The sequence below is a fragment of the Spirosoma jeollabukense genome, assembly GCF_054777855.1.
Genome location: NZ_BAAHAD010000019.1, coordinates 39,336 through 51,378, shown reverse-complemented (window position 1 = coordinate 51,378; position 12,043 = coordinate 39,336). Strand labels below are relative to the sequence as shown.

Annotated in this window: 20 protein-coding genes; 14 read left to right on the top strand and 6 right to left on the bottom strand. The window is 48.0% G+C overall.

The window, feature by feature from the left end; translation table 11 throughout:
• Positions 1-227 precede the first annotated feature (227 nt).
• Together ACYVEA_RS33195 and ACYVEA_RS33190 are read right to left on the bottom strand one after the other, a co-directional pair.
• Positions 228-701, bottom strand: a complete 474-nt coding sequence (locus tag ACYVEA_RS33195; protein WP_461117677.1) for an RES family NAD+ phosphorylase — start codon at positions 699-701, stop codon at positions 228-230.
• A gap of 29 nt (positions 702-730) precedes the next feature.
• Positions 731-1,141: an antitoxin Xre/MbcA/ParS toxin-binding domain-containing protein gene (locus ACYVEA_RS33190; protein ID WP_100989569.1), complete on the bottom strand. Its 411-nt coding sequence runs from the start codon at positions 1,139-1,141 to the stop codon at positions 731-733.
• Positions 1,142-1,244: 103 nt separating this feature from the next.
• Here ACYVEA_RS33190 and ACYVEA_RS33185 point away from each other — a divergent pair, with 103 nt between their 5' ends.
• Both ACYVEA_RS33185 and ACYVEA_RS33180 read left to right on the top strand, forming a co-directional pair.
• On the top strand, positions 1,245-2,021 hold the full coding sequence (locus tag ACYVEA_RS33185) for a recombinase family protein (RefSeq protein ID WP_461117676.1): 777 nt from the start codon (positions 1,245-1,247) through the stop codon (positions 2,019-2,021).
• Positions 2,022-2,076: 55 nt separating this feature from the next.
• Positions 2,077-2,424, top strand: coding sequence for a hypothetical protein (locus ACYVEA_RS33180; RefSeq protein WP_461117675.1), 348 nt, complete (start codon positions 2,077-2,079; stop codon positions 2,422-2,424).
• Here the strand turns inward: ACYVEA_RS33180 and ACYVEA_RS33175 are convergent.
• Positions 2,388-4,109, bottom strand: a complete 1,722-nt coding sequence (locus ACYVEA_RS33175) for a T9SS type A sorting domain-containing protein (RefSeq protein WP_461117674.1) — start codon at positions 4,107-4,109, stop codon at positions 2,388-2,390. The genes ACYVEA_RS33180 and ACYVEA_RS33175 overlap by 37 nt on opposite strands.
• 517 nt (positions 4,110-4,626) lie before the next feature.
• Here ACYVEA_RS33175 and ACYVEA_RS33170 point away from each other — a divergent pair.
• From ACYVEA_RS33170 to ACYVEA_RS33145, 6 genes are all read left to right on the top strand, one after another.
• A complete protein-coding gene (locus tag ACYVEA_RS33170) occupies positions 4,627-5,058 on the top strand; it encodes an antitoxin Xre/MbcA/ParS toxin-binding domain-containing protein (protein ID WP_461117673.1) in 432 nt (143 codons plus the stop codon).
• Between the two features lie 3 nt (positions 5,059-5,061).
• A complete protein-coding gene (locus ACYVEA_RS33165) occupies positions 5,062-5,514 on the top strand; it encodes an RES family NAD+ phosphorylase (protein WP_461117672.1) in 453 nt (150 codons plus the stop codon).
• A 216-nt stretch (positions 5,515-5,730) separates the two neighbouring features.
• On the top strand, positions 5,731-6,180 hold the full coding sequence (locus ACYVEA_RS33160; protein ID WP_461117671.1) for a hypothetical protein: 450 nt from the start codon (positions 5,731-5,733) through the stop codon (positions 6,178-6,180).
• 72 nt (positions 6,181-6,252) lie between these two features.
• Positions 6,253-6,591 (top strand): helix-turn-helix domain-containing protein, encoded by a 339-nt coding sequence (locus ACYVEA_RS33155; RefSeq protein WP_461117670.1) that lies wholly within the window; start codon positions 6,253-6,255, stop codon positions 6,589-6,591.
• A gap of 50 nt (positions 6,592-6,641) precedes the next feature.
• On the top strand, positions 6,642-7,022 hold the full coding sequence (locus ACYVEA_RS33150; RefSeq protein ID WP_461117669.1) for a DDE-type integrase/transposase/recombinase: 381 nt from the start codon (positions 6,642-6,644) through the stop codon (positions 7,020-7,022).
• Positions 7,019-7,135: a hypothetical protein gene (locus ACYVEA_RS33145; protein WP_461117668.1), complete on the top strand. Its 117-nt coding sequence runs from the start codon at positions 7,019-7,021 to the stop codon at positions 7,133-7,135. The genes ACYVEA_RS33150 and ACYVEA_RS33145 overlap by 4 nt, the downstream gene beginning before the upstream one ends.
• Before the next feature lie 466 nt (positions 7,136-7,601).
• Here ACYVEA_RS33145 and ACYVEA_RS33140 read toward each other — a convergent pair whose 3' ends face one another.
• Positions 7,602-7,949, bottom strand: coding sequence for a hypothetical protein (locus ACYVEA_RS33140; protein ID WP_461117667.1), 348 nt, complete (start codon positions 7,947-7,949; stop codon positions 7,602-7,604).
• A gap of 105 nt (positions 7,950-8,054) precedes the next feature.
• Here ACYVEA_RS33140 and ACYVEA_RS33135 point away from each other — a divergent pair, with 105 nt between their 5' ends.
• From ACYVEA_RS33135 to ACYVEA_RS33125, 3 genes are all read left to right on the top strand, one after another.
• Positions 8,055-9,314 (top strand): ATP-binding protein, encoded by a 1,260-nt coding sequence (locus tag ACYVEA_RS33135; protein WP_461117666.1) that lies wholly within the window; start codon positions 8,055-8,057, stop codon positions 9,312-9,314.
• Positions 9,315-9,697: 383 nt separating this feature from the next.
• On the top strand, positions 9,698-9,868 hold the full coding sequence (locus ACYVEA_RS33130) for a hypothetical protein (protein ID WP_461117665.1): 171 nt from the start codon (positions 9,698-9,700) through the stop codon (positions 9,866-9,868).
• 5 nt (positions 9,869-9,873) lie between these two features.
• Entirely contained in the window at positions 9,874-9,999 is a 126-nt protein-coding gene (locus tag ACYVEA_RS33125; protein WP_461117664.1) for a hypothetical protein, read from the top strand.
• A gap of 99 nt (positions 10,000-10,098) precedes the next feature.
• Here the strand turns inward: ACYVEA_RS33125 and ACYVEA_RS33120 are convergent, their stop codons facing one another.
• Complete coding sequence (locus ACYVEA_RS33120) at positions 10,099-10,362, bottom strand: hypothetical protein (protein ID WP_461117663.1); 264 nt, start codon at positions 10,360-10,362, stop codon at positions 10,099-10,101.
• 394 nt (positions 10,363-10,756) lie between these two features.
• Positions 10,757-10,960, bottom strand: a complete 204-nt coding sequence (locus ACYVEA_RS33115; protein WP_461117662.1) for a hypothetical protein — start codon at positions 10,958-10,960, stop codon at positions 10,757-10,759.
• A 200-nt stretch (positions 10,961-11,160) separates the two neighbouring features.
• Here ACYVEA_RS33115 and ACYVEA_RS33110 point away from each other — a divergent pair, with 200 nt between their 5' ends.
• From ACYVEA_RS33110 to ACYVEA_RS33100, 3 genes are all read left to right on the top strand, one after another.
• The gene (locus ACYVEA_RS33110; RefSeq protein ID WP_461117661.1) at positions 11,161-11,562 is read left to right on the top strand and encodes an NADPH-dependent FMN reductase; all 402 of its coding nucleotides are present in this window, start codon (positions 11,161-11,163) and stop codon (positions 11,560-11,562) included.
• A gap of 2 nt (positions 11,563-11,564) precedes the next feature.
• On the top strand, positions 11,565-11,726 hold the full coding sequence (locus ACYVEA_RS33105; RefSeq protein ID WP_461117660.1) for a hypothetical protein: 162 nt from the start codon (positions 11,565-11,567) through the stop codon (positions 11,724-11,726).
• Between the two features lie 101 nt (positions 11,727-11,827).
• The gene (locus ACYVEA_RS33100) at positions 11,828-12,007 is read left to right on the top strand and encodes an SDR family oxidoreductase (RefSeq protein WP_461117659.1); all 180 of its coding nucleotides are present in this window, start codon (positions 11,828-11,830) and stop codon (positions 12,005-12,007) included.
• Positions 12,008-12,043: the final 36 nt, after the last annotated feature.

Sequence of the window (12,043 nt, the reverse complement as noted above, 5' to 3'; positions counted from 1 at the left end):
TCAACACGGTTAATCCGGCTCGTCCAATACGGCAAATTAAGCACGTAGACCATAACTTAATTACGACCGATCAGCGTCCCAAAGCCGTCTCATCGGCATTTATTAAAGCCGTGGTAGAGGAGGCATGCAAATTGATTTAGCTATATAGTTATCTCATCTAAATGCTCCCCCTTGAGACCGAGAAACGTTCATAATCATGCCTATTTAATTAGTTGGCCTTCAGCTAACTAGTGTCCGCGTCGCGAAGGATCATACAGCCGCTCATCAATCTCGAATACTGCTGACCTGACGACTTGACAACGGGAAAACAGTTCATGACGGGGATTGATCAAATAGTTTGCCATGATGGGTACCACCGTACTGGGCACCTGTACAACTAAGCGGTCCGGACTTTGAAGCCAATCCATTAGAAAGGTTTGAGAGGACAGGGGGCCACTCCCCGTGGCTCGCCAATCAGCGGGCAGGTCCTGCTCTTGAAAAGAACGTATCGAGTCTGGCACCTCAATGGTGACCAAGTAATACTGAGGTATGTGTTTAGGATTAAGATGTACCACCACTTCCAGCAAGCTTAAGGCTGGGGATTCAGTGGTATACAGCAGCGATAGCCCCTTGGGGTTCCAACGGCCGCCGTACAAGGCAACTCCTTGTCCAGACAGGGGCTCATGACGATAAGCGGCCTGTAGTAAGCGGTAAACCAGCATGTAGTCAGGTGGGTAATTCGAGGAGCGTGTTAGTAGAAGATGCCGTGTTCAATCCTGCCTAACACATCATTGACTTGGGTGAAACCAGCAATGGTCGTTAGCGTTTGCAACGGAGTACGACCATCTAACTCGCCTAGTGGATAGCGCAGCCAGTCCTGCAAGGCCTGCTCATCGTCAGCGTACACCCGAAGGCCATGCTGGATCACTTGCTGCAATAACTCAACCCGTTCGGCCGTGGGTCCGCTCAAAGCCGTTTGTCGCCGTAATCGGTGTAGGGTACTTTCTGAGAGCTGCAATAAGGGAGCTAATTCTTTGAGAGTAACGCCGAGTTGTTGAGCTAACTGGTTAAGCCGTATATCCAGTCCGTTGGGTTTAATTTGAACAGGTCTTTTGGCTCGCAGTCCCGTTAGGTGGGGAGCTAAGTGCTGATTAGTTTTCATAGTTGCAATTATCAGTTGACAATTATACAATAATCAGTTGACAATTGCAAGTTCCCTTTTGAGGGCATAGAGACCTTGATAAGGGAATTCGAAAATAGTTGGCATGCATACGTTGAATAGTATTGGGCAGATATTGAACCCCGCTATCCCCTCAAAGGCCCTATTTGTTGAAAAGCTAATAATTCATATCTCTCATCCCTATCTCGTAGCATACGGCTGCAACCAACTGACTATTAGATGCATCTTCACAAAAGTGAACTTTATCAGTACACATCTTCGAAACGGTTTCGGCTTTTTTATGTTATTTGGCTACGCACGCGTATCAACCGCACCGGCGGACCGGCAAGATCAAAATTTAGCCCTGCAACTGGATGACCTGAAAAAAGCAGGTTGTCAAAAGATCTTTCAGGAGAAAGTTTCCTCGGCTAAGGAACGACCCCAATTGCGGAAGCTACTGGAAATTCTGCGAGAAGATGATACGGTTATTGTCTGGAAGCTTGACCGGCTGGGCAGGTCATTAAAAGAACTTTTCACGCTAGTCAACGACTTTCATACCCAAGGAATCGGTTTTCGCAGTCTGAATGATGCCATCGATACCACCACTGCCCAAGGTCGCTTGGTGTTTAATCTGTTTGCGTCATTAGCTGAATTTGAAAGAGATTTGATCCGGGAACGAACCAAAGCAGGTTTAGCTGCGGCTCGAGCCAGGGGACGCATCGGCGGACGACCCAAAGGACTTACGCCCGAAGCCCAAGCGAAAGCACGGGCTGTTAAGTCTATGCATGCTCTTAAAACTCATACGATTTTAGAGCTTGGCCAGTTATTTCACTTAAGCCGAGCGACGGATTACCGCTACTTAGCTTGGCAAGAAGTAAAGTAACGGCTGCTTCATAAAATGGGCGTTTAATGGAACGGTAGACCAGTGCTTCTCATTCATGAAGCGACTTATAGGCATGATACGATTGACGGAAGATTGTGCGGCTATAGATCACCACGGGGGGGCGTCAAGTCCCTTGCCAGTTGACCACATCCCGACCGCGCGAGCAACCACACTTAGCCAACGCCAGATCATCAGGAAACGAAAAACAGGCGGGCTAGCCCCAGCGGTAGTCTATTGTCCCAAAATAACCCACAAAACGCCAGTCGAAACGGGAAGTTACACCTACCCTATGCTGGGTCTCTACCAAAAAGCCCGAATCAGAACGATCCGGGCTTTCGCATTTTCGCCTAAACTAGACGGGGTAAATTACTCAGCCTTTAGCACCCGCACCACCTTCGTTTGACCAGGAATACTCACCCGTAACAGATAGACACTGGGTAAAGGGCTCAGTTTTATACTAAGTCGCTCGAGGGCAGACGCCCGCCCAATACGTTCCTCGCTCACCAGCCGACCCTGTGGGTTGATCACCCCTACTCGTAGCGGCTGGCCCTCAGCTCCACTCACTTCGAGGGGTACCATCTCACCCACCACGGGATTACCCAATACCAACACAGTCAATCCAGGGGCTGGCTCAGCTACGGCAAGTCGCGCCCGCCCACAGGCCGCCTTTAGGTTCCATAGGTAGGTCACCGTCGTACCGTTCTGGGTGGCCTGGAGCAGAAACGGTTGTACATCGTTAACGGTGCGCAGTTCGGTATCGACAAACTGGTCTGGATTCCTCGTTGGGCCGGTGATGCCAAAGGCCAGGAAGGTAATGGGGCTGCCATCCCCTCCGCTGGTGTTGAAGTGAAAGGCGCCCGTGGCGCAGTTATAGGTCGGGGCTAGCAGCGTCAGAGCGCTTCCGGAGGGAGGGGGACTGACGGGGCACTGAGCCCGGATGTCCCAAACGTAGCTCACTGTCACGCCGTTCTGACGAGCGAGTAAAGTCAGAGGTTGGGCATCAGCCGCGGTCCGTAGGGCGGTATCGACAAACTGGTTTGGATTCGTCGTCCAGCCGGTAACCCCAATGGCAAAAAACTCGATGGGTGAACCATTTCCCCCACTGGTGTTGAAGTGAAAGGCCCCTGTTACACAGTTATAGGTAGGGGCTAGCAGCGTCAGGGTACTCCCCGACGGAGGGGGACTGACGGGGCACTGCGCGCGGATGTCCCAGACATAGCTCACCGTTACTCCACTTTGAGTGGCCTGTAGGTGTATGGGCTGAGCGTCGGCAACCGTGCGCAGCTCGGTGTCGACGAACTGATCCGGATTGGTCGTCGGGCCAGTGATGCCAAAGGCCAGGAAGGTAATGGGGCTGCCATCCCCTCCGCTGGTGTTGAAGTGAAAGGCGCCCGTGGCGCAGTTATAGGTTGGGGCTAGCAGCGTTAGGGCACTCCCTGGGCTGGGGTTAACGGTCAGGATAATGGGCACCCAGGCCGATTCGGGCCTACCATTCGATGCGGTAATGGTCAGGTTCATCACCCCACTGGCGAGGGGCGTGCCGACGATGGAAGGTGGATAGGTCGAATAGGATGTACTCAATCCATTCGCTGGTAGCTGGGGCGAGGTGTAGAACGTGTTGTTAGGACTCAACAGGACGGGTATGTGGTATGTAAACGGCACCCCCGCCGTGGCGGTTAGGCTGATGGGGGTGGGAGCCATAACGGTGATGCGGATGGGCACCCAGGCCCTATGCGCCTGCCCATTCGACATGTTCGACGCGTTGATGGTCAGGTTCATCACGCCCGTCGCGGTGGGCGTGCCGCTAATGGAAGGCGGATACGTATCATAAGACAAGTTCAATCCATTGCCCGGTAGCTGGGGCGAGGTGTAGCCCGCATTATTTTCACCCAGGAGTACCGGTATCTCGTACTTAAAGGGCACTCCAGCGGTGGCCGTCAGGCTGATGGGAGGAATCGATCCATTGAAGGACTTCGTGAATTGAACAGAATGGCGAGGTAGGATGCCCTCCGCCTGTAGGTTCCAAGAGAAGAACAGCATCAACCCGATTAACCAACCAAGTGAACGAATCGTAGGCGTCTTATTCATAACCGATGTGTTTAGTATGAAAATGATTCGAGAAGCTAGTAATACTAATGAACTCCAGGCGATGAATCTATTTCCTTTTGTACCAACGGTAAATTATCTATCAAACTACCTACATTCGTATACTACTGTATGCTAATTGGTTATAAAGCTGAATAAAAAAGATTATCCGCCTATTCGATGTTTATAGACTAGGTCTGCTTTCTGTTGTTGCTTTTGGTGCCATTACGAGCCATGCTTAGTTTTAATTACCAAAGCCACTTTTACTAACTAGGGTGAATTTCTGTTTCCAGGTAGTTAGACGTAGTATACAAGCATGTGGCCGGCCTATACAGCAGTCCCATAAAACGCTCCCACTTGAGACAGATGAGGTTTAATGCAGAAATTAGTTTTATTGTCTATCTAACTCAACTCGTAACATGTGCCTTTCGATTCACTGAATTATTTGTGAAGTGAAATTGTTCCTCTGGATAAAGGTAAAATTGCCTAAATTTGTATCAACACTGAAAGGAAACACCGAATGAAACGAGTTGCCTCACCCGAAAATCTTCTGCTCAGAGATGTGCCTGAACACATCAATGATAGTGAAATCCTTTCCTTTCTCTACACCAGAGAGGTCAATTGGCAGCATGTCAATGCCATTAAGACGTTGACCGAGTTTAACGATACTATCATTTCGGACTGGCTTAATGTGAGCGTTAAAACATTCCGCGAATACAAAAAGCCGCCAACGACCTTTAAGGAAAACGTCAAAGAGCAGGTTTTACTCCTGTTAGCCCTTATCAAGCACGGCATTGCTGTATTTGGCTCGGTGAAAGAATTCGACCAATGGCTGAACCGGTCCAACTTTTATTTTGACAACAAGAGCCCCAATGCCTATTTAAATACGGTCACCGGGCTAAGATTTGTCGATGATCGGTTGACGGCCATGGAATACGGAGACAATGTTTAAGGGATGGAAGTATTTCGAATTAGTAAAGACGTTCATGCACATAGCTTACGTTCATCAGGCAGTGCCAATCGGTGGAATATCAAAGGCCAGCAAGTTATTTACACCGGCGCATCGCGTTCATTATCCTCTCTAGAACTAGTAGTTCACCGGGGCGTCATTCAGCCCACCTCTTCCTATAAGGTGATGGTTATCTCCGTTGCGGATGATGATTACTTAATGCGAACGGTTCAGCTTAAAGAACTTCCTGCCAACTGGCGAACCTTAGCGGGTTATTCTGGCTTACAAACCATTGGGTCCGACTGGTACACCAGCCAGGAAAGTCTACTCCTGAAGGTTCCTTCAGCGATCATTATCTACGAGTATAATTACATCATCAATACCGAACATCCAGACTTCAGTCAGCATGTTCAGCTGGTAAGAACCGAGGACTATTTTTGGGATTCCAGGCTTCTCTAGTCGCTAATGAAGGTAAATCAAATCATATTCTAGAATCCTGTACGAAGAGCAAAAGCAAGTTTGATATATGCTTCAGAAATGGGGCGTATTTTGAAATGATAAATTAGACATGTTCTACATGGATTTATTATTGATAAAAGGATCGTGATCTACAAAAGCCTTTCTTTGTGTAGATTTTAGTATTATTATTGGAAAAAATTTTCCTACAACATTCGCGTGAAGAAAGCGCTATCGATTGGTCTACTTGGCTTGCTTCTGTGGCACATTCTAGCCTATGTGCTAGTGTGTGTAGGAACATGGTGGCAAGCTGAACACGATCTGTCGCAACGGCTGCAGGTATACCGCTCGGTTGATAGTATTGTTGAATTTCAGATACCACTTAAAGACAAACCGGATGCCAAGTCAATTCCCCACACTACGTCGGATGGTTTTACGTACCGAGGCCAGTATTACTCGGTAGTCAGCATGGACATTCAGAGCGATACGTTATTCATTTCTGGTCTTCAAACTGTCGGCGAGAAGGCCTCAACACCAATATCTACTACCGTTGGAGCAAAGAATTTCTTGAAGCAGGAAAGAGAAGGTTGGCAGGTGACACCATCCGAGAAGCTACGGCACCAGAAGTGCAATCGATCAAATCCGAGAATGATGCCCTTAAACAGCTAGTGGCTGAGCTGAGTCTGGAGAATCGGCTATTAAAAAAAAGTCTTAAAGCCGACGACTGATCCCTATCATCGTATGACCCAGTCTGAGAAAATGCAGATTATCACGCTCGTCGAGCAATCGCCACTAAGTGTAAAGGCCACTTTACGGGAGCTATCGATCAATCGATCCACTTTTTACCAGTGGTACAAGCGCTACCTGACGGATGGCTATGATGGCTTGGCTGACCAACCACACCGACGCCATAGTGGCTGGAATCAACTGCCACCGACTCAACGAAGCCAAGTGGTTGAACTGGCGCTGGAACGACCAGATTTATCATGTCGAGAGTTGGCTTGCTATATTGTTGATTATAAAGGCTGCGGGGCCGCCCGTGCGGTTTGTGTCGGAATCGAGCGTTTACCGCATCCTTAAGAAGCAAGGCTTGGTGACTACACCGGCTTTTCGATTGATGGAAGCGGCTGATGAGTCCTATAATCCTACGACTGCTACCAATCAACTTTGGCAAACCGACTTTACCGCACGGGCGGCCCCGCTACTTTAAGGTCAAGCAATGGGGATGGTATTACCTTTCAACGGTGCTAGATGATTACTCACGGTATATTTTAGCTTGGGAATTGTGTCCGGGTATGCAAGCTGCAGATGTAGAACGAACCGTACAGGCTGCTCTGCAAGCTAGTAGTTTAACGGCTGGTCAGCGCCCACGTATGTTATCAGATAATGGTTCGGCTTATGTATCTCGGTACTTAAAGGAGTACCTGAAAGGCGAAAACATTGAGCACATTCGTAGTGCGCCGTTTCACCCGATGACGCAGGGAAAATTGAGCGATATCATCGGTCAATGAAAAACGTGTTGTTACTGGAGCATTATTATAGTCCGGATGAACTGCGTCAACGAGTAGCCGAGTGGGTAGATTATTACAACCGCGCGGGCGGCCCCGCATCAGCGCTATCATGAATCCTTGGAAAATGTGACACCGGCTGATATGTACTGGGGGCGTTACGAATATATCTTAGCCGAACGGCGAAAAACCAAGCAGTTCACGATGGCTCAACGACGAAAAAATTATATTTATCAGAAATTACAAAGCGCTTAAAAGCCTCTCTTCTGTTTTCACCCGAATCTGTCCACTTTCGGTTGACGATATACACTATGGGTTGCGTCAAATCAACACCAGAAGCCGAGAAGCAGCGGCTAAAGTGATGTATGTGGCGGCCATGGCTTATAATTTGAGGAAGTATCTACGCTTTACCCCTGTTGAACAAAGCGGAATGGTAATCGCCCTGCCAATACCTGATCAATTTTATTTTGTATTGATCTACTTTTGCAACAGCCACAATAGATATCAAACACTTCACAAAAAAGTCCAATGAATAGGCCCATTGAAATAGTCTCATTCATTGGACTTTTCCATAATAACAAATTACACTCGCCATAACACAACCTCGGTTGGCGTGGTCTTCTGATTGACGCCTGAAGCCGCTTTCATCGAGCCAACCAGGTAATTCACTCCTTTTATGTGCACCCAGAAGGAGAATAAAGCCAGGTCAAAGGCTGACAGATAGACAATTTTGGTTACCGAAAACGTACTGCCTTTAAAGGCTTCAAAACGTCGGCATTCCGCATCGACCAGGTTGTTTGTTCCGCTCCAGGTCAATCGGCGGTTTCCCTGCGCGTTGGTCGCCTGCGGAATGCCATTTACCGCCCCATTCCAGCACAATAATTTCTGTCCCTGGCATTGAAAATTGAGCGAGATAGATGTAATTCCCAAGAATGGATACCTACCTCGGTCAGCATTAGTAATCCAGCCAGTAATTAAGTACGTTTGACCACAGAAGTTAGTACGTTTTTATATGAGCCTAGCCAGGCTGAGCGAATGATCCAGGAAACCCCCACCTTTCAAGACCAAATTGACCAGTTGGTTGCTCACCTTTACCTACGGCGGGAATCTATTCTTAATCACTGGCGAACCTTATGTGCCGCAGACCCCTTACTAAGCACCCGGACCAGTTTTTCCCGGGAGGAATTCCATGATCAGATACCGGTTATCCTCAATATCCTGGCCCAACGCCTGGAGCGAAAAAAGATCGAAAGTGATCCTGTTCAACAGGCGGGTCAACATGGCTTGCACCGCTGGCAACGAGGCTATTCCCTGCGCGAACTTTTGACAGAACTGGACCTGCTCTACAAGGTCCTGCTAGAGGAGTTCCAGGTCTATATCGAGCTGCACCCGGCTACGTTACCCGATGCCGTGGCTGAAATACACCGCCAACTCTACCAGATTAGCCGTGACACCTATATCGGCAGTGTGATGTACTACGATGACTTACGACAAACCAACGCGGCCGAACAGGCTAATAACCTGCAACAGGCCCTGGATAGCCTCAATGAACTGGGAGAGCAACGTAGCAAGCAGTTGCAGATGACCTCTCATGACCTACAGGCGAATTTTAGCGCGCTGGTGGGGGCTACCCAGTCGCTTCAGCTACCTCATACGAAAGCAGAACAGGCTACCTTTCTGGATATGCTCAATCGTAACCTGCTCTCCACCCGGGATATGCTGATGCAATTGACTGACTTTGCCCGAATGGAGGCCGGTTATGAACAAGTCGACGTCAAGGCGTTTGACGTGTCGGTTGTATTAGCGGATCTGGTAGCCCAGGCCCAACCCGTGGCACAAGCTCAGCACGTGGAGCTGAAAGCCGAAGGGCCTAACCCGTTAGTCATTAAAAGTGATCGGGTCAAGATTCAGCGGATTGTGCAGAACCTATTGGTCAACGCCCTCACCTATACAACTGAGGGTGCGATCTACGTATCCTGGGCTCAGGAGAACGATACCCGTTGGATCCTGAGTGTTCAGGATTCGGGCCCTGGGTTAACCCAGGGCCCTGCCGCTTTGCTAGCCAACCAGTTACGGCCTTTAGCCCAACTAACCAGTGCCCATCAACCCGAAGGGCCACCTGAGTATCCTAGTAAGCAAGTGCCTGTTACTAAGACGACAAAAGCGGGCGAAGGCCTGGGCTTATTTATTGTCAAGCGCTTTTGTGAGCTTTTGAAGGCCAGCATGGATATTGAAACGGCCGCAGGCCAGGGAACGCTGATTCGAATCCGGTTCCTGATCGATCAATCTCAGTAAAATCGCTACCGAGCTGTCGACAAGCGTGATTACCCAACGGTTTTGATCGTATGTATAATAGAGCAAACGACTAATGAAAACCAGCAGCCAGAACCCTGGCGGCAAATCACACGCAGACTCAGCTACACTTTTGATCAAGCTCTCCTGAGTACTTAGCTGGAATCTGCTGACTACTGTGACCTTCTGTACGATCTTTTGCTCTCGTTGCTACATCAACGGCATTATTGTATCCTTTGGCGCAAAAAATCGTAATGACTCACGTATTTTTGTGTTCATTCATTGCCGCTACTCATTTCGCAAAGGCGTTGGAGTATAGAGTTGATTATGTTGACTTTATTAACTTACTGTCAATAAAGTAAGGGCAGGCCAAAAAATATACTGGTATGTTTGACTTTTTATCAAACTGGATCACCAAAGGTGAGTTGAGCGGCTATAGTCCCGAGGAGCTGGCCGCCCACACTCGGTACATACACTATTATGCGGCTGGGATCGCTTTATGTGTAGCGCTACTGTGGGTTCAATACGGAGAAGTAAGAAAGCAGGACATGAAGTAAAAACGATGGAGGATCAGGAAAAGGAACCCAGTGAAGACACACTAGTGAAGGTGATCCTGCGCATCATTGGCTTTGGGGTTGCCCTGGCCGCGCTGGTGTATGGCATGTTAGTGTATAAAGGAACATTATAAAAAACCAGCCGATCGTCCGACCAACTGGTTTAATTCCACGAATAATCCCGCCAAAACGTTAGTCGGACGTGAGCTGGCGATTAGCGTTTAGCACGTATATTACTCGTTCTCAATATTCATGGTCACTGCGGCAATGACCGTATTCATGACTGTATTTAAATCTCCATCGGTAAAAGGACCTTTGACTTCCTGATGATACCAGGTCATTAATTCATTGGTAGCGGCTAATCGAACATCTTCACTAGTAGCTGTTTCTCCTAATTCGGTCTGTACTTTTTTGTAGATCTCGATACCCTTGGGTACCAAGGCATTTTGTTGATCATCGGGTTGGAATTGATCTTTTTCTGAATTGTGTGGTTCCATAATCGTGTGGGGGTTGGTAAATCAGTTTACATAAGCGATTTATCACGCTATACTATTCGAGAGCGGTCATTACACTCGTTTTTATATACTTCATACTAGTCCTGTATGTTTAGATTGTGCGGCTTAGCGGCAGGCTTTTACATGGAAACTTTACTTACAATCAATCCTAAACAAAAAGTTTACTACCCGCTTAGAGAGATAGGGATTTTTGTTTTATGGGCCTATCGAACGTATGTACACCACTCCCTCACTTAATCAGCCATAGCTACTTACCGGATGTTAAGAACACAGAAAAAGATAATAAATAAGAATGCGTTACAGCCGCTGCTCGCTTGGGTAGCGGCTGTTTTTTTTATTAATGCCCGGCCCTTTAGGGCCGGGCATTTTTGGGCAATCAGACCTTTTTTTCTTTGTGCTCGTATTGACTGGTGGCCAGATTCATGACCTCATCAATTTCAGCATCCCCCAGATTAAATCGATCCATTATGACCGCCCGAATGCTATTCGGATCCTCATGCGCCTTAAGTTTGACAAGGGCAAATTCAACGGCTGGTTCATACGTAGATCCGCCCGTTGACTCATTGTTAGTTGTTTCCATCGGATTTGTAAATTGGCGTAAAAAGGGAATAACATGGTTTGATGATGAAGTGTTAAAAAACGCTTTGTCAGCCCAGTCCAGTGATACGTAGGCTGATTAACCTATTGGACGAATTAGCGACAGTTCATTGGATAAGTGTTGCTACAGATCCTGGACAATCTCCTTTTAATCGCTAGTTTGCACCAAAAAAAGATACCTGAATGTTTACCCTAAAAATTATCAGTGCAACAACCCGGCCCGGACGGAAAGGCCCTCTTGTTGCGGCCTGGATAACCGCCGTTGCCAAAAAGTATCCTGACTTCGAGGTCGAGCTACTGGACCTGGGCGAAATCAATTTACCCATGATGGATGAACCCCTTCATCCCCGGCTCCGCAAATACCAGCACGAACATACCCGGAAATGGAGCGCTACCATCGACGAAGCTGACGCCTTTGTCATTGTAACGGCCGAATACAACTTTGGGATGCCGGCGCCACTCAAAAACGCGCTGGACTACTTATTTCAGGAATGGGCGTATAAACCCGTTGGCATCGTCAGTTATGGGGGTGTTTCGGGCGGCACACGGGGCGTTCAGATGCTGAAACAAGTCTTACTACGTTGAAAATGGTGCCGCTGACGGAGTCTGTTACGTTGGCTTTCTTTGAGCAATACATTGATGATGAAGGCATTTTCAACGCCAGTGAAGCGTCCGGAAAAGCGGCTGACATCATGTTACATGAACTGATACGCTGGACAGCCGCCCTAAAGCCATTGAGAGGTAACTGATTGATAGAAAGCCGCTACCGCCATAGATTGAACGCCCAAAAAGGCAAACATGAATCGTCTTCAGGATAAAATAACCTTCATTATCGGAGGAAGTAGAAGACGTGAATCAGGGGATTACCGGGAAAATCCCCATCCATCACTTTGACCAACCTGAAGAAATTGCCAAAGTCGTGCTGTTCTTTGCTTCCGACGATTCATCATTCATTGTTGGTGCCGAACTGATTACGGATGATGGTAAGAGGTTTGAGAACATGAGACCGATGGCGCGTTCATATATATAGTATTTTCTAGCGATTAGGCGCTTACTACAAAAGTCA